Below are 18,999 nucleotides of genomic sequence, written 5' to 3' on the forward strand. Positions count from 1 at the left end.
TCGGACCCCTCGTGGAGAAAGTGTGGTGCTAGTAAGGTGCCCCGCAGGTTACTACTGAGTTGTCTTATTGCAAGGCGGGATTCTCACTGTGCGGTTGGGTCTGGGGACGACGTTCACCGATGTCCATCGACGGGCCTGGCCCCACGTCCTGGTGTGGCTCGCCCTCATGGCGCTCTCGTTCCGCCAGCGTCTCGGTGACACGACCTTCGACACCAAGCTCGACCTCTCCGTCGACGCGAGCGGCTTCCTCGACCGGACGCTGACCGCCTGGAACCCGATGAGTGCCTTCGGGGAGATGCAGAACCAGGCCTACGGCTACCTCTTCCCGCACGGTGCCTTCTTCTACGCCGGCGAGGTCGTCGGGCTCCCCGAGTGGGTCGTCCAACGGCTCTGGTCGGGGCTGCTCCTGGTCCTGGCGTACGAGGGTGCGCGGCGACTCTTCACGGTGCTCGACGCGCCCCGCTCGCGCCCCTGGCTGCCGATGCTCGCGGGGCTGGCGTACGCCTTCTCGCCCCGATTCCTCGGCCTCTCGGGCACGCTGACCGGCGAGATCCACCCCACGGCACTGCTGCCCTGGGTGGTGCTGCCGCTCGTGATGGCCCTGCGTGGCCGGCTCTCCCCGCTGCTGGGCGCAGCCTGGTCCGGGGTGGCCGTGCTGATGATGGGTGGCGTCAACGCCACCGAGGTGCTGATGGCGCTGCCGCTGCCCGGCTTCGTGATCCTCTGCGCGATCAAGGAGCGCACCGGTCGTCGCCTGGCGCTGTGGTGGCCGCTGGCCGTCATCCTGGCGACCCTGTGGTGGGTGCTCGCACTGCTCACCCAGGGCCGGTACAGCCCGCCCTTCCTGAACTACATCGAGACGGCCGCCTCGACCACCGCGCCCCTGGGCTGGGCCAACGTCGCCCGCGGCGCCGACCACTGGCTCTCGTTCGTCTGGGTCGGCGGCCGCCCCTGGTGGCCGGGCTCCTACGAGCTCGCCACCGACCCCTGGCTGGTGGGCGTCACCGGGGCCGTGGCCGCGATCAGCGTCTTCGGCCTCTTCCACCGCCGGATGCCGTGGCGGCTGCCGCTGGCGCTGAGCGCACTGACCGGCATCCTGCTGCTGGGCATGGGCCACAACGACGTGCTCGCCGGCCCCTTCGCCGTGACCTTCCGCGAGCTGCTCGACGGTGTGCTGAGCCCCTTCCGCAACATCCACAAGCTCGACCCCGTCGTACGCCTGCCGCTGGCCATGGGCTTCGCGCACGGCGTCGGCGTGCTCGGCGCCTGGGCGGTGGCGATGACTCGCAAACCGCTGGGCCGCAGCCTCGCCCCCTACGCACGCCCCGTCGTCCTCGGGCTCTCGGTCGTGCTGCTGCTGGCCTCCGCGCAGCCGCTCTTCCTCGACCAGATCCGCAAGCCGGGCTGGAAGGAGATCCCGCAGGCCTGGTACGACGCCGCGGACTACCTCGGCACCCACTCGGGCCAGGGACGTGCCCTCATCCTTCCCGGCGCCGGATTCGGCCAGCAGACCTGGGGATGGACCATCGACGAGCCGCTGCAGCCCCTCGCCAAGTCGCCCTGGGTCTCGCGCAGCCAGGTGCCGCTGGCGCCGGGGGCGACGATCCGCTACCTCGACGCGATCGAGGAGCGGATCCAGGACGGCGTCGGCTCCCCGGTGCTCGCCGACGCGCTGGCGCGTGCCGGCATCAAGCACGTCGTCGTACGCCGTGACCTCGACCTGTGGGCGACCGAGGCGCCGTCCCCGGCCCGGGTCGACCAGGCCCTCAGCCTGAGCCCCGGCCTGGAGAAGGTGGCCTCCTACGGCACCGCGGCGGTGGGCGGCCAGTCGATGATCGACATCTTCGAGGTCGACCGCAACGTCCCCCTGCTCGAGGCCGTCGACATCGACTCGGTCAAGACCCTCTCGGGCCCGGGAGGACACCCTCGCAGCCATGGAGGCCGGCCTGCTCAGCCCCGGCGAGGTCACCGTCAACCACTCCGAGGAGGGCTGGACCGAGACCCCCGACGTGGTGGGCGACGGCTTCCGGCGCCGGGAGCGCCAGTTCGGACGCCTGGCCGACTCGGTGAGCCAGGTGATGTCGGCAGAGGAGCCCTACCGGATCAAGCGCGTCGCCCACGACTACCCGGGCGTCTCCGAGGCCGATCGCGTCGTGGCGCAGTACACCGCGCTGGGGTCGGTCACGGCCTCCTCCTCGTCGGGCTACGTCGACGCCCTGGGGGCGATCCAGCCGGAGATGGGGCCGTTCGCCGCCGTCGACGGCGAGGAGCAGACGTACTGGCGCTCCGCCCCGTTGGAGTCGCCCACGGGCCAGTGGCTGGAGCTCAACTTCACCGAGCCCGAGCCGCTCAACGAGATCCGCCTGGTCGCCGCGGTCGACCTCGGTTCGACCGTCCCGGTGCGCAAGGTGCGGGTCGAGGTCGGCAACCGCCGGTTCGAGCGCGACGTCGACCCGGCCACCGGTGAGGTGGTGATCCCGCTGACCGGAGCTGCGGCGAAGAAGGTCCGGATCACCGTGCTGGAGGTCTTCGGCGACCCGGAGTACGGCTACGTCGCGCTGCGCGAGGTCTCCTTCCGCGGCGTCGACATCGAGCGCAGCCTGGTGCTGCCCGACAACGGCGCCGACGGCGACGCCTCCTTCGTCTTCCGCGCCCGGCCGCACCGTCGCGCGTGCGTCGACATCGGCTTCGGCCCGCAGTGCGACGTCAGCACGGCTCGTGCCAGCGAGGAGGAGCACGGCCTCAATCGCCGCTTCGCGACCGCGAGCGAGGGGCGCTACACGGTCCGTGCCCAGGTCGTGGCCCGCAGCACCGAGGAGGCGGGCATGCTGCTCAACCCGTTCCCCAGGAAGCTGAAGGCCTACGCGACCAGCACCACCGCCTGGGACCCCTCGGTCGGTGGCCAGCGCGCGGTCGACGACAACCCGTCCACCCCGTGGGTCGCCGCGCCCGGTGAGACCAACCCTGCGCTCAACCTCGACTGGGGCGTGGAGCGCACCATCGATCGCCTGCGGATCGACGTGGCCTCGCTCAACTCGTCGCGACCCGTGCGGGCGGTCATCGAGGCCGGGGGAGAGCGGCGCGAGGTCGACCTCAGCGAGGGGTCGTTGGGCTTCTTCGAGCCACTGACCGCGACCGCCGCGCGGATCACCTTCCCCACCCCCGGGCGTCGCCCCAGCGGTGAGGAGCTGCCGCCGCTGGCGGTGGGCGAGCTCCACCTCGAAGGCGTCAACGACCTGAAGGTGCCGTGGTTCCCCAACCAGATCACCGGTGCCGGCTGCGGCTTCGGCCCGGAGCTGGTCGTCGACGGCAAGAAGTACCGCACCAAGGTGATCGGCGAGACCGGCCAGGTCGTCACCGGCACCCCGCTCGACCTCGAGCTCTGCCAGACCGACCTGGTCCTCGAGGCCGGGCAGCACCGGATGTCGGTCACCTCGACCGACCAGTTCGCCGTCACGACGATGACGCTCACCCCCGCCGGCGGTGCGCCGATCCGGGAGGAGAGGCGCGCGCGCGAGGTCGCCATCCTGGACTGGGGCCCGACCGAGCGCCGGGTCTCCGTGGGGGCCGGGCCTGCCGGCGTGCTGCGCATCCCCGAGAACGTCAACATTGGCTGGCGGGCGACCCTGGGTGGCGAGGAGCTCGAGCCGCTGCGCCTCGACAGCTGGCAGCAGGGCTTCAAGCTCCCCGAGGGAGCCGGCGGTGAGGTCACCCTCGAGTTCGTCCCGGACGCGAGCTACCGGGGCCAGCTGTACGTCGGTGCCCTCGCTGCGCTGCTGCTCTTCGCGGTGGCCGTGGTCCTGGAGCTGCGCCGCGGTGGCCGACCGGCCGGGAACGAGCCGGTCCGTCCCCTCCGCTGGCTGCGCCGGAGGTCCCGCCTCCTCATCGTCGCCGTGGCGGCGGTGGCGTACGTCTTCACCGGCCTCCCCGTGGCCGTGGGCCTTCTCCTGGGGATGTTCCTGATCGAGCGCACGGTCGCTCGCCTGGTGCTACCGTCCGTGCTCGTCGTGGTGGCCACGACCGGGCAGGCGGTCTCGGCCTGGCGGGACCAGGGCGTGCACGTGTCGTGGGCCGACTGGACCGCGGGCGTCGCGGTGGGTCTGCTGCTGATGAGCCTGGTGCGACCGGACGGGGAAGAGGGACGATGACCGACACCGACACCGAGGTGCGCCCGGCGAGGTCGCAGCCCCGACGACGACTGGAGCCCGAGGCGTCCTTCTCCTGGCTCGCCATGGCCAGGGACGCGTTCCGCTCGCCGGCCGGAGCCGTCGCCGTCCTGGTGATCATGGTCCAGGCCATCTGGCGCGGCACCTCGGTGGCCGCCGGGTTCTTCACCCAGGACGACTACCTGATGCTGCGGCGCGCGGCGGACGACCCGCTCGACCTCGCCCACCTGGCAGCGCCGCACGCGGGGGAGTTCTCGCCGATCGGCAACCTCGTCTTCTGGGCGACGACGCGGGTCGCCGGCATCGACTGGGGCGCCGTGACCCTGGTCGTCGTGGTGCTCCAGGCCGTCGCCGCTGTCCTGATGTGGGTGGTGCTCACCCAGGTCCTCGCCAACCGCTGGGTGAAGCTCCCGCTGCTGGCCGTGGCCCTCTTCACGCCGCTGACCCTCGGCACGACCATGTGGTGGAGCCTCTCCTCGACCCACCTGCCGACCGTGGTGCTCCTGCTGCTCGGCGTCTCGGCGCTGCTGGCGAACCTCCGTCAGGGGTGGCAGGCCGGTACGCCGGTGGCCACCGTCTGCCTGCTCCTGGTGCTGCTGTGCAGCGACCGCTCCCTGGCGCTGCCGTTCCTGGCCTTCGTCGTGGTGGCCGCGATGCTGCCGGACGAGGAGGCGGGGGTGGGCGCGCGGCTGTGGGGAGCCGCCACCCGCTACAGCACGACCTGGATCCTGCTCGTGGTCGCGCTCGTGGCCCGGGTGATCGTCGGCGTCGGCCGGGAGAACTCCGGCTACGGGTGGCACCACTCGTTCTCCGACGTGAAGTACGTCCTCGAGCAGTACGTCCGCCAGGGCATCGCCGGCCTGGTCGGTGGTCCGTGGGGCGGCACCATGAGCTCCACCGTCCTCGAGCCCGAGGAGAACTGGCCGCTCGCCGTCGCTGCGGTGGTCTGCCTGCTGCTCCTCGTCCCGATCGTGCGGTCGTTCCGCCACCCCGTGGTGGCCGTGGCCGGGGTCGGGCTGGTCCTCAACTTCCTGCTGGGCGCGGTCGTGCTGCTCCTGACCAAGGAGGGCCTGACCGCCATGGGCATGGTGTCGCGCTTCGTCGCCGACGTCGTGCCGGCGGTCGTGGTGATCGTGGCCCTCGCGCTGCGCAAGACGCAGGTCCCGGCCGAGCTGCGGCGCCTCGTCGTGCGCTGGCCCTCCCTGGTGGCGCTCGGCCTCGCGATCGCCGTCACGGTCTCGGCCGGCGTGACCACCCGAGCGATGATGCCTCAGCTCAAGAACTCCGACGACCGCTCGTACGTCGACTACATCACCTCGGGGCTCGAGCTCGACCCTCGCATCGTGCTGCTCGACGGCCCGGTGCCGGAGGGGATCATGTCGGCCCTCTTCGGCAAGGACGCCACCGTCTCGACGGTCGTGGGCCTGCTGCCGCAGCAGCCCACCTTCGACATGCCGAGCGAGGTGCTGCGCGTCGTCGACGGCGCAGGCATCCTGCGCGAGGTCAACGTCGGGATGGCCGTCGCCGCGAAGGAGGCGCCGCCCGGTGACTGCGGCTGGGCCGTGACCGGCCCCAGCAGCAGGATCCCGATGTCGGAGGAGCTGCCGGCCGGCGACCACGTCATGGAGATCGCCTACCTCAGCGGCGGCGACACCTATGCCGAGGTCGTGACGGGTGACACGAGGGTCCGTCTTCCGATCCGCGCCGGCGTGCACGAGATCGCCCTCCCGGTGAAGTCGTCCTTCTCGGAGGTGACCTTCCTCCTTGAGGACCCCGACCAGACCGTCTGCGTCGCCACCCTGCTGGCCGGCGCGCCGGTGCCTGCCCCGCTGCCCGAAATGCCGTGACCCGCCCGAGCCGCCTCGTGCCGGCCAGGTGGCCCGACCTCCTGGTCGTCGGCGTGACCCTGCTGGTGCTGGGCCCGGTGCTCCTCGACCGCGGCTTCGTCCTGGTCGGAGACATGGTCTTCGTGCCCGACCAGCCGTGGAAGGACACCTGGACCGGCGGTGACGGAGGAGTGCCGCGGGCCGTGCCCGGTGACGCCATCGTCTCGCTGCTCACCACCGTCGTCCCCGGCGAGGTCCTCCAGCGACTGGTGCTGGCCGGCACCTTCCTCGGGGCTGGGGCGGGGATGTCCCGCCTGACGCGCGACCTGCCGTTCCTGGCGCGGGCTGCCGGCATCATGGCCTTCCTCTGGAACCCCTACGTCCACGAGCGCCTCGCGATCGGGCACTGGGCCCTGCTGTGCGGCTACGCCGCGCTGCCGTGGGTGGCGAGTGCGGTGGTCACCCTCCGTGAGCGCGGTGACGGGGGCGACGACGTACGCCGGTCACGCCGACGCGCCTGGGCCCTGCTCGCCGTGGCACTCGCGGTCGCCGGCTGGGGCTCGCCGACCGGGGGAGTCCTGACCACGGTGACTGCTCTGGTCCTCGCCCTGGGGCGCACGCGACGCGCGCTCGGCGTGCTCGGCCTCGGGCTCTTCGTCAACCTCCCCTGGATCGTGCCGGCCTTCGGCAACGGCGCCGACCAGCTCGCTCCGGACGCCTTCGGAGTGCAGGCGTTCGCGTCGCGGGCCGACACGCCCTACGGCCTGGTGGGGTCGCTGCTCACCTTCGGCGGCATCTGGAAGGAGTCGATCGTTCCCCCGACCGTGGCGATGTCCTCTCCGCGACCGTGGGGCTCGTGCTCGTCCTCGTGGCGGCGTACGGCTGGTGGGCGTCACGCCGGGACCCCGTGCTGCCCTGGCGGCACGCGCTCGGCCTGGGCGTCGGCGCCCTCGCCCTCGCGCTGCTGGGCGGCGTCTCCTCGCTGGAGGGTCTCGTGGAATGGGTGGTCGTCCACGCGCCCGGCGGTGGCCTGCTCCGGGACGGCCAGAAGTGGGTGGCGCCGTGGGCGCTGGTGGCTTCCGTGGGCCTGGCTGCTGCTGTGGCCCACCTGCGCGAGCGCTCCGTGCGACGTACGCAGTCGGGCCAGGCGTGGTTGGTCTGCTTCCTGCTGGCGCCGGTGGCGGCGCTGCCCTCGTTGGCGCTGGGGCTGGGCGGGTTCCTGCACTCCGACGAGTTCCCTGACCAGTGGCACGACGTCCGGGCCGAGATGGAGCGGCTCGCCGTCGCCGACGACCTGGTCGTGGTGCTGCCGTTCTCGACCTACCGCCGCTTCGACTGGACGCCGCGCACGATCCTCGACCCGGCGCCGCGGTTCTTCCCCGGCCGGATGGTGACCGAGGATGCGCTGACCGTGCCCGAGGGCACGGTGGGCGGGGAGAGCGCGCTCGCGGCGCGCGTACGTGGCGCCGAGGGCGCCGACGAGCTCGCCACCGTCCTCAGCGAGGCCGGTGTGAGGTGGGCGCTGGTCCACCGCAGCTCCGAGGAGTTCACGCTCCCGACCGGGGCTCGGGTCGTCGAGGACGGAGAGCAGCTGGCGCTGTGGAGGCTGGTGGACCCGGTGGGCGAGGACGCCTGGACGGGGGAGTGGCGTCCGGTCGCCTACGCAGTCCTGGATCTTCTCGTCCTGTGCGGAACAGTGGGCGTCGCGCTCCGATTCACGCTACGGTGAACACTCAGGTCCGCAACGTGGGCAAAGACTCACGCCGCGTGACCTACTCATGCGTATACTGCAAGGACGTACCCTTTTAGGTCTGGGAGGACTAAATGTTCGGGTTTGGGTGGCTCATCTCGCTCCTCACGGGAGCCGTTGCCGCGGTCATCACCGTGATCATCGCTGTTGCCAGCCTGACCGGCGTCAACGCGGACCACGAGGGTCCCGGGCAGCCGGGCAGCGGCCAGTACGGCGACGAGTAACACGGTGGCCGGGCGACCGGCCTCAACGTCCTTGAACCTCGGGCGGACCTAGGGTCCGTCCGAGGTTTCCGTGCGCCCTGATCCGGGAGGGATCGTGGCGCACGCGAAGGGCCGGGACACGCAGAAGGCCTCGACCGGTGTGGTCAAGGCCTTCGTTGCGCGCGGGGGCTGCGCGTCGAGTCGCGGCAGTGAGGTCAGCCAGCCGGCTGGAGGCATCCCTCGATGACGGCCGTGGTGGCCTCCCAGGTGAACTGCTCGCTGCGCAGCTTCGCCTTGGCGCCCATGCCCTCGCGCAGCGCCGGGTCAGTGAGCAGACGGCGTACGCAGTCGGTGAAGTCGTCCTGGTCCTGCGCCAGCAGGCCGGTCACCCCGTCGAGGATCGACTCCTGGACGCCGCCGGCTGAGCGATACGCCACGGACGGGACGCCGACGTGGGCGGCCTCGACGATGGAGAGCCCCCAGCCCTCCTTCAGCGACGGCATGACGTGGACCCAGGCGCGTGAGAGCTCCTCGAACTTCGTGGTGTCGTCCACGAAGCCCAGCAGGCGTACGCGGTCCTCGAGGCCGAGCTCGACGACCATCTCGCGCAGCTGGTCGGCCCACCACCCGTCGCCCATGACAGTCAGCGTCGCGTCGGGGATCTCGTCGCGCAGCGCGTCGAGCGTACGCACGGCGTGCTCGATCTGCTTGTGCGGGACGAGGCGACTGAGCGCCACCAGGCTGGGGTGCTCGTCGCGCGGCGGTGCGGTGAACTCGGGCACCGGCGGGACGCCGTTGTAGGCGATCCGGATCCGGTGCTCGTCCACGCCGAGCTGGACCAGCTCGGAGGCGGTGACCTGGCTGACCGCTACGTAGTCGTTCGAGCGGTTGACGCGGGGAGCGACCCGCGACTCCATGAACCAGCCGACCTTGGCCAGCACGGGGCCGACCACCGGCCACTGCTCCCGGTGCACGTGGTGCACCAGGACGGTGACCTTCGCGCGGGTGAAGAGGTGCGCCAGGAACGGCATCCCGTTCTGGACCTCGATGACGTGGTCGATCCGGCCGAGGCGTCGGGTGAGGAGGTAGAAGGCCGCCCACAGGTAGACCGTCATGTGCTTGCCGACGCGGACGTAGCGCACCCCGTCGACGACCTCGCTCCTCGCGCTGCCTGGGTAGCGGGCGGTCAGCGTGGTGACCTGGTGGCCGGCGCCCGCGAGCCGGGTCGACACCTGGCGCAGGTAGGTCTCGGACCCACCGCCCTCGGGGTGCCAGTGGTCGCGCCAGTTGAGAATGACGACATGGCTCATGCCTGCACCCTCTTCCCGGCGACTCGGGCCGCTCGCATCGTGAACACCACTTGGTCTCCCTCCCGGTGCTGATTACTCGAGGGTAGCATCGAAGGTGTGAGCCATTCCACAGACCAGATGAGTTCCTCAACGGGGCCGTCGACCGTGCCGGGACGTGACGACTGGCGCCGGTCGGTGAAGCTCTTCCGGTCCTTCCTGACCGAGCAGAGCGACCCCGAGGGCTTCTACGGCTTGATCGCCGACGACACCCTCGACCTGTTGCGTCCGCACGTGGACCTCGCCGGGCTGACCATCGCCGACTTCGGGGGAGCGGCGGGCTTCTACTCCGACGCCTTCCGTCGCGCCGGTGCGACCTCGGTCGTGGTCGACCTCGACCACACGGAGATCGTGGCGCACGGGGTGAAGCACCCCTTGTCGGTCGTCGCGCGGGCCGAGCAGTCACCCCTGCGGGACGAGTCCGTCGACATCGGCTTCTCCAGCAACATGCTGGAGCACGTGCCCGACCTCGCCTCGGTCGCCGACCAGATCGCGCGCGTGGTGAAGCCGGGCGGTCTCGTGGTGCTCTCGTACACGGCCTGGTATGGCCCGTGGGGTGGGCACGAGACGTCGCCGTGGCACCTGCTCGGTGGCCATCGGGCCGCGCGCCGCTACGAGCGGAAGACCGGTCGCCCGCCCAAGAACGTGTACGGCGAGAACATGTTCGCCGCCACCGTCGCGGAGGGCATGGAGTGGGCGCGCTCCCGCGACGACCTCGTCCTGCTGGAGGAGCGTCCGCGCTACCTCCCGCCCTCGAGCCGCCACCTGCTGAAGGTGCCCGGCGTGCGCGAGGTGCTGACCTGGAACCTGTGGCAGGTTCTGCGCAAGAAGTGATCCGCCGCATGGTGTGATCTGTCCAACACGCGGTCTCGCTCCTCGGGGAGTTTGTGGGCTGCGTCACCGTTTCGTCTACCGGCTGGTAGCGTGCGGCTACTTATTGACAGGGATGTCTGGAGGGAGCACGAAAGTGCGAGGAAAGTTGGGCCCGATCCTCTCGGGCATTGGTGGGTTCCTACTCGTTGCGGGAATCCTCCTGAACGTCTACGCGTACCCGAAGTTGGCCACGGCCCCGATGGACCAGGACAGCACCTCCACGCTGGTCGGTCCTGATGCGACCGTCTTCGACATCGGGTCGCTGACCGAGATCAACACCGAGCTCACCACGACGGCCAAGACCGTCGGTGACGTCGAGGACTCCGAGGAGGCCGGCGACAACATTCGCGTCTGGGTCAACTCGACCTCGACCAAGTCGGCTGACGGCGTGGTCCGTTCGCGCAGCATCGAGCGCGTGGCGTTCGACGGCTTCACGGGCGAGGCGGTCGACTGCTGCAACGCCTGGTCCGAGACCACCATGGGTCAGTCGGAGGAGACCAAGTTCGAGGGACAGGTCTTCAAGTTCCCGTTCCAGACCGAGAAGAAGACGTACAAGTGGTGGGACGGCACGCTGAAGCGCGCCATCGACGCCAAGTTCGAGCGCGAGGAGGAGCTGGACGGGATCAACACCTACGTCTTCGTCCAGACCATCGAGCCTGAGATCTGGACCCAGGCCCCGGCGCTGCCGCCGGAGAAGCTGGGCATGAAGGGCAAGGAGCCGATCGTCGCCGACCGCACGTACGGCAACATCCGTACCTTCTGGGTCGAGCCGGAGACCGGCGTCGTCCTGAACCGCGTCGAGCAGCAGTCCGCCACCCTGCAGGTCGACGGTGAGGACAAGATCACCGTGACCGACGTGGAGACGGAGTTCACCAAGGAGACGGTGGCCAACAACGTCAAGGAGTACGGCGACAAGGCGAAGCAGCTCAAGCTGATCCGCTCGACCCTGCCGCTCGCCCTCGGCATCGGCGGCCTTCTGCTGATCCTGGTGGGCTTCCTGCTCCACCGCCGCGCCAAGGCCTCGGAGTACTGAGCCTTCGGTCGGTGCACCACCGCTGAAGACGCACGCAAGAGCCCGGTCGGACCTGACGGTCCGGCCGGGCTCTTGTCCGTCCTCCGGTTGCTCGGGCGGTGGCCCGGTCAGGGCTCGAGGTCGGCGACGAAGAGTGCCGTGCCCGGGGTCAGCAGTCCTCGCGTACGTGACCAACCGCCCCAGACGCGGTCGTGACCCTCGGGCCACTCCGGCTCGACGAGGTCGACGAGGCGGAAGCCGGTGGCGGCGAGCAGGCGGACCCAGTCGCCCAGGGTGCGGTGGTGCTCGACGTAGGTGACCACGCCGGTCTCGGGGTCGGTCTCCACGTACGGGGTGCGGTCCCAGTACGACTGGGAGGCGGTCAACCCCTCGGTCCCGGGGTCGTCGGGGAAGGACCAGCGGGTCGGGTGGGTGATGGAGAAGGCGAAGCGGCCACCCGGGCGCAGCACTCGTGCCGTCTCCGTGACCGCGGCGTCGAGGTCCGCGACGAACTGCAGCGCCCCGAACGAGGAGAAGACGACGTCGAACGACGAGTCGCGGAAGGGCAGCTGGGTGGCTGTCCCCAGCGCAGAGGGGACCCGCACGCCGGTCTCCGCGTCGATCCGTCGCGCGTGCTGCAGCTGGCGCAGTGACAGGTCGATCCCGATGCCGGTGCCGCCCTGCTGCGTCACCCAGCGCGAGCACTGCCCCGCGCCGCTGCCCACCTCGAGCACGCGGCGTCCGCGGAGGTCGCCCAGGGCTCCCGCCTGCTGCTCGGTGAGTCCCTCGGGGCCCCAGACGAAGCCGATGTCGCCGAGGAACTCGCCGTGCGTGGCCTGGTACTCGTCGGCGTAGCGGTCCCACTCCGGGCCGTTGGCCCGGCGGGACTCGTCCTCGGTGACCGCCCTGCGGTCGACGGAGACGGACTGCGGCAGGTGTTCCCACTCGGGGGAGCGTGGCTCGGACACGCCTCGGATGCTATCCGCGGCCCCGGCAGTGGCACGACGCGCCGGTCGAGGTGGCACGATGCGCCGGTGGAGATGGAGTGGGCGCCGCTGCCCGGCGGCTGGTCGGGGGAGAGCTTCCTGACCGGGATCGGCGAGGAGCGTTCGGTGGTGCGGATCTACGCGCGCCCCAGCGCCCGGGGCGTGTACGCGGCCCAGGTCGACGCCGCACTGATGCGACTGGTGCGTGGGCTGGTGCCGACACCCGAGGTGGTGGAGCTGCGCCCGGCGGCGGAGGGGTCACCCGCCCTGCTGGTGACCCGGTACGTCCCGGGTCCCCGCGCGGACGACGTGGTCCGTGACGCCGGCCCGGACGTGCTCGCCGAGGTGGGCGGACGACTGGGGCGCCTGGCCGGCACGCTCGCCGGCGTCGCGACGCTCAAGGCGGGGGAGTTCGTCGACGAGGACCTGCGGATCGAGCCGTTCCCACAGGTGCGTCAGGACCTCCCCGCCCTCGTGGAGGACCGGCTCGACCGGTTGCGGGGGCTCGACGACGTCGCCCGGGAGTCGTTGCGCGACCTCGCGCACGACGCCCAGCAGCTGCTCGACGAGGTGGGGCGCACCGCACTCGTCCACGGCGACCTGACCGCCAAGAACGTCGTGCTGGGTGCCGGTGGGGAGGTCGCCGCCCTGGTCGACTGGGAGCACGCGCACAGCGGCCATCCGCACGCCGACCTCGGCAGCCTGCTCCGCTTCGACCGCCACCCTGCGTGGGAGGAGGCGGTCCTGTCCGGGTGGAGCGCGGTCCGCGACGAGGACCCGGGCGTGGCCCGTGACCGGGCGCGCTGCGCCGACCTCCTCGCGCTCGTCGACCTGGCGGCCCGACCGGGTGGCAACCTGGTGGTCGACCTGGCGGAGGTCTTCCTGGCCGAGGTCGTACGCACGGGAGACGTGCACGCCCATCCCTGAGGAGCGCCTCGGGGGAGGAGGGTGCCGTCGCCCCGGTTGGACGCCCGGTGTGCACGCTGCGTAGGATGGGTCATTGCGCCAGAGGTCTGCGACGAGCCCATACGGAGCGGTTCCTCGCTCATCGTGACAGGTCGCGGTGAACAACAGGTTCTCGGGCGCTCCGAACGACTCCATCCATCCAAGGACAACTCTTCCTAATGACGAGCACCAGCATTCCTCTTCCCGACTACGACGCCCCCCAGGTGGCGATCAACGACATCGGTTCCGAAGAGGACTTCCTCGCCGCGATCGACGCGACGATCAAGTACTTCAACGACGGCGACATCGTCGACGGCACCATCGTGAAGGTCGACCGTGACGAGGTGCTCCTCGACATCGGTTACAAGACCGAAGGTGTCATCCCCTCCCGCGAGCTCTCGATCAAGCACGACGTCGACCCGTCCGAGGTCGTCTCGATCGGTGACAAGGTTGAGGCCCTCGTCCTCCAGAAGGAGGACAAGGAAGGTCGTCTGATCCTGTCGAAGAAGCGCGCCCAGTACGAGCGCGCCTGGGGCACCATCGAGCAGGTCAAGGAAGAGGACGGCGTCGTCGAGGGCACCGTCATCGAGGTCGTCAAGGGTGGTCTCATCCTGGACATCGGCCTGCGCGGCTTCCTGCCCGCCTCGCTCGTGGAGATGCGTCGCGTCCGCGACCTGCAGCCCTACGTCGGCCAGACCCTCGAGGCCAAGATCATCGAGCTCGACAAGAACCGCAACAACGTGGTCCTGTCGCGCCGTGCCTGGCTCGAGCAGACCCAGTCCGAGGTTCGCCACGGCTTCCTGACCCAGCTCCAGAAGGGCCAGATCCGCAAGGGCGTCGTCTCCTCGATCGTCAACTTCGGTGCCTTCGTGGACCTGGGCGGCGTCGACGGTCTCGTCCACGTCTCCGAGCTCTCCTGGAAGCACATCGACCACCCGTCCGAGGTCGTCACCGTGGGTGACGAGGTCACCGTCGAGGTCCTCGACGTCGACATGGACCGCGAGCGCGTCTCGCTGTCGCTCAAGGCCACCCAGGAAGACCCGTGGCAGCACTTCGCCCGCACCCACCAGATCGGCCAGATCGTTCCCGGTAAGGTCACCAAGCTGGTGCCCTTCGGTTCGTTCGTCCGCGTCGAGGAGGGCATCGAGGGCCTCGTGCACATCTCCGAGCTGGCCGAGCGCCACGTGGAGATCCCCGAGCAGGTCGTCCAGGTCAACGACGACGTCATGGTCAAGATCATCGACATCGACCTCGAGCGTCGCCGGATCTCGCTGTCCCTCAAGCAGGCCAACGAGACCTCCGCTGCCGCCGACGTCGACGAGTTCGACCCGACGCTCTACGGCATGGCCGCCACGTACGACGACCAGGGCAACTACGTCTACCCCGAGGGCTTCGACCCCGAGACCGGCGAGTGGCTCGAGGGCTTCGACGAGCAGCGCGCGACCTGGGAGGAGCAGTACGCCAAGGCGCACGCTCGCTGGGAGGCGCACGTCAAGCAGCAGGCCGAGGCCAAGCAGGCCGAGGCTGAGGCCGGCGAGGCCACCTCGTACAGCTCCGGCGGCGACGTCGAGGCTGCCGACGAGGTCGGTGGCTCGCTCGCGTCCGACGAGGCGCTGCAGGCCCTGCGCGAGAAGCTGACCGGCGGCAACTGAGCCACAGCCTCACCGCACGACGAGACGGCCCGCCCGGAGTGATCCGGGCGGGCCGTCCGCCATTTCGCCTTGCTAGGGTCGCGCCCACCGGCGTCCAGTCGGGGACTCGAGCGGAGGAGCGCACTGTGGTGACCAGGGTCGGACTGACCGGTGGCGTGGCGTCGGGCAAGAGCACGGTCTCGGCGCGCCTGGCCGAGCTCGGTGCAGTCATCGTGGACGCCGACCTCCTGGCCCGCGAGGTCGTGGCCGTCGGCACCGACGGGCTCGCTGCCGTCGTGGAGGAGTTCGGCCCCGACGTCCTCGCCGAGGACGGCAGCCTCGACCGCCCGGCCGTGGGTGCCGTCGTCTTCGCCGACGAGACCAAGCGGCGGGCGCTGGAGGCGATCATCCACCCGCGGGTCCGTGCGGCCGGCGCGGCGCTGGAGGCCGCAGCCGCGCCCGACGCCGTCGTCGTGCACGACATTCCCCTGCTGGTCGAGACGGGGCAGGCTGGTTTCTTCGACTCCGTCGTCGTGGTCGACGTGCCGGTCGAGGAGCAGGTGCGTCGCATGGTCGAGCTGCGCGGGATGACCGAGGCGGACGCCCGGGCCAGGGTGGCCGCCCAGGCCACCCGTCAGGACCGTCTCGCCGCTGCGGACTTCGTGATCGACAACACCGGCGACCTGGCGCAGCTGCGCGCCCGCGTCGACGAGGTCTACGACGCACTACGGGCCCGCACCGACGCCTGATCGGCGTCGACGCGGGCCCGTGTCAGCCCCCGGAGGAGGGTCAGGCGGCCAGGTCGGGGTCTCCCAACCGGCGCAGCTTCTGGAGCGCCTCGCGCTCGAGCTGGCGCACCCGCTCGGCGGAGATGCCGTGGCGGGCGCCGATGTCGGCCAGCTTGTGCTGGCGTCCGTCGGTGAGGCCGTAGCGGGCGCGGACGATGTCGGCCGAACGGTCGTCGAGCTGGCCCACGAGGGTGTCGAGCCGGGCACGGGACTCGACGTCCAGGACGTTGGCGTCCGGGCCGGGCGCGGTCTCCTGGGCCATCAGGTCGCCGAGCGAGGTGTCGCCGTCCTCGTCGAGCGGCGTGTCGAGCGAGACGTGGTCACGGCCCCACGCCATCAGGTCGAGGACACGCTCGGTGGTCATGCCGAGCTCGTTGGCGATCTCGACGGGCTCGGGGTCGCGGCCCAGCTGGCGCTCGAGGGTCCGGCGTGCGTTGCCCACCTGGTTGAGCTCCTCGACGACGTGCACGGGCAGGCGTACGACGCGTGCCTGCTGCGCGATGCCGCGGGTGATCGCCTGACGCACCCACCAGGTCGCGTAGGTCGAGAACTTGTACCCCTTGGTGTAGTCGAACTTCTCGACCGCCCGGATCAGGCCGGTGTTGCCCTCCTGGATCAGGTCGAGCATCGGCATCTGGGCCCGGCCGTACTTGCGGGCGATCGAGACGACCAGGCGCAGGTTGGCGCTGATGAACGTGTCGACGGCGCGCTGGCCCTCCTCGGCCAGCCAACGGAGCTCCTCCTCGGTGGCCGACATCGGAGCGCCACCCTTGCGGCGGCCGATGCGGCCCGTGGCGAGGAGGTGCTCAGCCATCAGGCCGGCCTCGATCGTCTTGGAGAGCTCGACCTCGGTCGCGGCGTCCAGCAGGGGAGTGCGCGCGATCTCGTCCAGGTAGAGTCCGACCGAGTCGCGGCCTTCGATCTCCCGGTCGGCGCTGTGGGCGCGGGGTGCCGTGCGAGTTGCCATCGTGTTGCCTCCTGCTCCGTGTCCGCTCGTGGCGGGTCACACCGTGGTCAACGGTCGGTGGAGCCGGATGATTCCCGCGCATCCTGCGTTCAACCCTGCGAATCCACCGAACGTGTCTCTCAGTGGGTTCGACGTCTGGGAGAGGCCCGAAGTTGCCGTCCGGGCCGACTCTCAGGGAGTTTTCAGCCCAGCCGGCACTCTCTCCGGCTTTCCTCAGGCTCGGCGTGGTCGCAGGCGGGCGGCACCCCTCAGGAGGAGGTGGCCAGCCCCATCCGGTCGAGGATCCAGGCGAGCGAGAAGGCACGGTCGTGCCACGCCTTGTAGCGCCCGGAGACGCCGCCGTGGCCCGCGCTCATCTCGGTGCGGAGCAGGAAGTCGCGCCGACCCACCGCGGTGGCCCGCAGCTTCGCGATCCACTTGGCCGGCTCGACGTACAGCACCCGGGTGTCGTTGAGCGACGTCTCCGCCAGGATCGGCGGGTAGTCGACCGCCGCGACGTTGTCGTAGGGGGCGTAGGAAGCCATCAGCGCGTAGACCTCGGGGTCGGCCTCCGGGTTGCCCCACTCCTCGTACTCGCCGATGGTCAGCGGCAGCGTGGCGTCGAGCATGGTGGTGAGGGAGTCGACGAAGGGCACGTTGGCCACCACCCCGCCGAAGAGCTCCGGCGCCTGGTTGACGACTGCGCCCATCAGCAGGCCACCGGCGCTGCCACCCTCGGCGACGAGGGTCTCGGGGGACGACCAGCCGGTCTCCACGAGGTGGCGGGCGACGTCGACGAAGTCGTTGAAGGTGTTGGGCTTGTGCTCGAGCTTGCCCTGGTCGTACCAGCGACGCCCCATCTCGCCGCCGCCACGCACGTGGGCGATGGCGAAGGCGGCGCCGCGGTCGAGCAGCGAGAGCCGCGGCACGGAGAAGTAGGGGTCGATGGAGGCCTCGTACGCGCCGTAGCCGTAGAGCAGCGTCGGCAGCGGCTGGCCCGCCTCGCGTGCGCCCTTGCGGCAGACCAGCGAGACGGGGACCTGCTCACCGTCGCGGGCGGTGGCCCAGATCCGGTGCTCCTCGTAGTCCTCGACGTCGAACCCACCGAGCACGGGCGTACGCCGCAGCAGCGTCAGCTCGCGGGTGCGGACGTCGTAGTCGTACACCGAGGAGGGCACCGCCAGCGAGGTGTAGCCCAGGCGGACGGTCGGCTGGCCGAACTCCGGGTTGGAGCCGGACCCGATCGTGTAGACCCCCCGGTCGAACTCGACCAGGTGTCCCTCGCCCACGCCGTCGGCGTCGAGCGGCAGGATGCGCAGCTGGGTCAGCCCCTCGCTGCGCTGGTGCAGCACCAGGTGCGTGGCGAAGGCGTCGACGTCCTCGAGGCGCACGGACGCGTCGTGCGGGACCAGCGGGGACCACTGGGCGGGCGTCGCCGGCGCGGGCGGTGACACGGCGAGCTCGAAGTCGGGGCCGCTGCCGTTGTGCAGGACCAGGAAGACCGGCGCCCCGGCGATCACAGCCGGCTCGAGGTGGTACTCCAGCCCGTCGGTGCGCGGGTGGAAGACGGTGAGCTCGGCCTCCGGGTCGGTGGTGTCGAGGATGGACCACTCGGTGGTGGTCTTGGATCCGGAGACGGTGAAGAGCCAGCGGTCGTCGCGACTGCGACCGACCGCGACCCAGTAGCGCGCGTCGGTCTCGTGGAGGACCAGCTCGTCGTCGGACTGGGCGGTGCCCAGCCGGTGGCGCCAGACCTTGTCGGAGCGCCAGGCGTCGTCGACGGTCGTGTAGAAGAACGACTGGTTGTCGGGATGCCAGGTCACGCCGCCCAGAACGCCCTCGACGACGTCGTCGAGCAGCGAGCCGCCGGCGAGGCGCTTGACCCGCACCGTGTAGCGCTCGTCACCGGCGGTGTCGACGGCGTACGCGAGCAGGGCGTCGTCGAGCGAGAGGGCGGAGCCGCCGAGTGAGAAGAACTCGTGGCCCTCGGCGAGCTCGTTGAGGTCGAGGAGCACCTCCTCGCCGGGCAGGGCGGGCTCGTCCACGCGGGCCTCGGCGTCGGGGACCGGCGGTGTCCAGTCGTCGGGGTCGGTGACCGGGACGCGGCAGCTGGCGCCGTACTCCTTGCCCTCGAAGGTGCGGCCGTAGAACCACCAGCCGCGGTTGCGGGTCGGGACGGAGAGGTCCGTCTCCTTGGTACGTGCCTTGGTCTCCTCGAAGAGGGTGGCCCGCAGGTCGGCCAGGTGGGCGGTGGCCTGCTCGGTCCAGGCGTTCTCCGCCTCGAGGTGTGCCAGCACCTCGGGGGAGTCCTTCTCACGCAACCACTCGTAGTCGTCGGTGCGGGTGGTCCCGTGCAGCTCCCGGCTCACGGGACGACGCTCGGCCACCGGCGGCGCGGCGGGCGGTCGGGAGGACGAAGTGGGAGCGGAGTCAGGCATGGCGCACAGCGTACGGGGCAACGACGACAGCACCGTCGACGCGACTCGCCCTCCCGACCGTGCGCCGAGTCGCGGAGCAGGCGTCAGAA

The 18,999-nt window shown here is 70.8% G+C and carries 13 protein-coding genes and 2 pseudogenes; 11 read left to right on the top strand and 4 right to left on the bottom strand.

All coding sequences use genetic code 11. From position 1 onward, the window contains the following. Positions 1–166 precede the first annotated feature (166 nt). From E2C04_RS07225 to E2C04_RS17695, 6 genes and pseudogenes are all read left to right on the top strand, one after another. A pseudogene (locus E2C04_RS07225) lies at positions 167–1,900 on the top strand (alpha-(1->3)-arabinofuranosyltransferase domain-containing protein); the annotation flags it as partial. A 337-nt stretch (positions 1,901–2,237) separates the two neighbouring features. After that, positions 2,238–4,148 carry a discoidin domain-containing protein gene (locus E2C04_RS21295; protein ID WP_338088817.1) on the top strand — a complete coding sequence of 637 codons (1,911 nt, stop codon included), beginning with the start codon at positions 2,238–2,240 and terminating at the stop codon, positions 4,146–4,148. After that, positions 4,145–6,013 (top strand): hypothetical protein, encoded by a 1,869-nt coding sequence (locus E2C04_RS07235; protein ID WP_135832105.1) that lies wholly within the window; start codon positions 4,145–4,147, stop codon positions 6,011–6,013. Before E2C04_RS21295 ends, E2C04_RS07235 begins: the two co-directional genes overlap by 4 nt. A 53-nt stretch (positions 6,014–6,066) precedes the next feature. After that, positions 6,067–6,804, top strand: a pseudogene (locus E2C04_RS22285) (MmpA family trehalose lipid delivery protein); the annotation flags it as partial. A 44-nt stretch (positions 6,805–6,848) separates the two neighbouring features. Next, positions 6,849–7,721 carry a hypothetical protein gene (locus E2C04_RS07240; protein ID WP_135832106.1) on the top strand — a complete coding sequence of 291 codons (873 nt, stop codon included), beginning with the start codon at positions 6,849–6,851 and terminating at the stop codon, positions 7,719–7,721. Between the two features lie 95 nt (positions 7,722–7,816). Next, positions 7,817–7,966, top strand: coding sequence for a hypothetical protein (locus E2C04_RS17695; protein ID WP_158630627.1), 150 nt, complete (start codon positions 7,817–7,819; stop codon positions 7,964–7,966). A gap of 194 nt (positions 7,967–8,160) precedes the next feature. On the opposite strand, the gene E2C04_RS07245 is transcribed toward E2C04_RS17695, so the two are convergent. Next, positions 8,161–9,255: a glycosyltransferase family 4 protein gene (locus E2C04_RS07245; RefSeq protein ID WP_135832107.1), complete on the bottom strand. Its 1,095-nt coding sequence runs from the start codon at positions 9,253–9,255 to the stop codon at positions 8,161–8,163. Between the two features lie 117 nt (positions 9,256–9,372). On the opposite strand from E2C04_RS07245, the gene E2C04_RS07250 reads away from it, so the two are divergent. Both E2C04_RS07250 and pgfA read left to right on the top strand, forming a co-directional pair. Beyond that, complete coding sequence (locus E2C04_RS07250; RefSeq protein ID WP_135832108.1) at positions 9,373–10,125, top strand: class I SAM-dependent methyltransferase; 753 nt, start codon at positions 9,373–9,375, stop codon at positions 10,123–10,125. A gap of 112 nt (positions 10,126–10,237) precedes the next feature. Then, entirely contained in the window at positions 10,238–11,197 is a 960-nt protein-coding gene (pgfA, locus tag E2C04_RS07255) for a cell envelope lipid trafficking protein PgfA (RefSeq protein WP_135832109.1), read from the top strand. A 107-nt stretch (positions 11,198–11,304) separates the two neighbouring features. Here pgfA and E2C04_RS07260 read toward each other — a convergent pair whose 3' ends face one another. Continuing rightward, entirely contained in the window at positions 11,305–12,144 is an 840-nt protein-coding gene (locus E2C04_RS07260) for a class I SAM-dependent methyltransferase (RefSeq protein WP_229721503.1), read from the bottom strand. Between the two features lie 72 nt (positions 12,145–12,216). On the opposite strand from E2C04_RS07260, the gene E2C04_RS07265 reads away from it, so the two are divergent. The 3 genes from E2C04_RS07265 to coaE all read left to right on the top strand — a co-directional run bounded on the left by E2C04_RS07265 (position 12,217) and on the right by coaE (position 15,487). Beyond that, the gene (locus tag E2C04_RS07265; protein WP_135833704.1) at positions 12,217–13,089 is read left to right on the top strand and encodes a phosphotransferase family protein; all 873 of its coding nucleotides are present in this window, start codon (positions 12,217–12,219) and stop codon (positions 13,087–13,089) included. Between the two features lie 197 nt (positions 13,090–13,286). After that, positions 13,287–14,759, top strand: coding sequence for a 30S ribosomal protein S1 (gene rpsA, locus E2C04_RS07270; protein WP_135832110.1), 1,473 nt, complete (start codon positions 13,287–13,289; stop codon positions 14,757–14,759). A gap of 128 nt (positions 14,760–14,887) precedes the next feature. Further along, positions 14,888–15,487: a dephospho-CoA kinase gene (coaE, locus tag E2C04_RS07275; protein WP_135832111.1), complete on the top strand. Its 600-nt coding sequence runs from the start codon at positions 14,888–14,890 to the stop codon at positions 15,485–15,487. Positions 15,488–15,527: 40 nt separating this feature from the next. Here coaE and E2C04_RS07280 read toward each other — a convergent pair whose 3' ends face one another. Beyond that, positions 15,528–16,493, bottom strand: a complete 966-nt coding sequence (locus tag E2C04_RS07280) for a sigma-70 family RNA polymerase sigma factor (RefSeq protein ID WP_135832112.1) — start codon at positions 16,491–16,493, stop codon at positions 15,528–15,530. Positions 16,494–16,741: 248 nt separating this feature from the next. After that, a complete protein-coding gene (locus tag E2C04_RS07285) occupies positions 16,742–18,910 on the bottom strand; it encodes a S9 family peptidase (RefSeq protein ID WP_135832113.1) in 2,169 nt (722 codons plus the stop codon). Positions 18,911–18,999: the final 89 nt, after the last annotated feature.

This window comes from Nocardioides daphniae (genome assembly GCF_004777465.1).
GTDB lineage: Bacteria > Actinomycetota > Actinomycetes > Propionibacteriales > Nocardioidaceae > Nocardioides > Nocardioides daphniae.

What these genes read in the sequence shown, in the direction of transcription:
- E2C04_RS07235 (WP_135832105.1), top strand. Translation starts at nt 4,145, where the DNA reads ATGACCGACACCGACACCGAGGTGCGCCCGGCGAGGTCGCAGCCCCGA.
- E2C04_RS21295 (WP_338088817.1), top strand. Translation starts at nt 2,238, where the DNA reads ATGGGGCCGTTCGCCGCCGTCGACGGCGAGGAGCAGACGTACTGGCGC.
- pgfA (WP_135832109.1), top strand. Translation starts at nt 10,238, where the DNA reads ATGTCTGGAGGGAGCACGAAAGTGCGAGGAAAGTTGGGCCCGATCCTC.
- E2C04_RS07280 (WP_135832112.1), bottom strand. Translation starts at nt 16,493, where the DNA reads ATGGCAACTCGCACGGCACCCCGCGCCCACAGCGCCGACCGGGAGATC.
- E2C04_RS07285 (WP_135832113.1), bottom strand. Translation starts at nt 18,910, where the DNA reads ATGCCTGACTCCGCTCCCACTTCGTCCTCCCGACCGCCCGCCGCGCCG.
- E2C04_RS07265 (WP_135833704.1), top strand. Translation starts at nt 12,217, where the DNA reads ATGGAGTGGGCGCCGCTGCCCGGCGGCTGGTCGGGGGAGAGCTTCCTG.
- rpsA (WP_135832110.1), top strand. Translation starts at nt 13,287, where the DNA reads ATGACGAGCACCAGCATTCCTCTTCCCGACTACGACGCCCCCCAGGTG.
- E2C04_RS17695 (WP_158630627.1), top strand. Translation starts at nt 7,817, where the DNA reads ATGTTCGGGTTTGGGTGGCTCATCTCGCTCCTCACGGGAGCCGTTGCC.
- E2C04_RS07245 (WP_135832107.1), bottom strand. Translation starts at nt 9,255, where the DNA reads ATGAGCCATGTCGTCATTCTCAACTGGCGCGACCACTGGCACCCCGAG.
- E2C04_RS07250 (WP_135832108.1), top strand. Translation starts at nt 9,373, where the DNA reads ATGAGTTCCTCAACGGGGCCGTCGACCGTGCCGGGACGTGACGACTGG.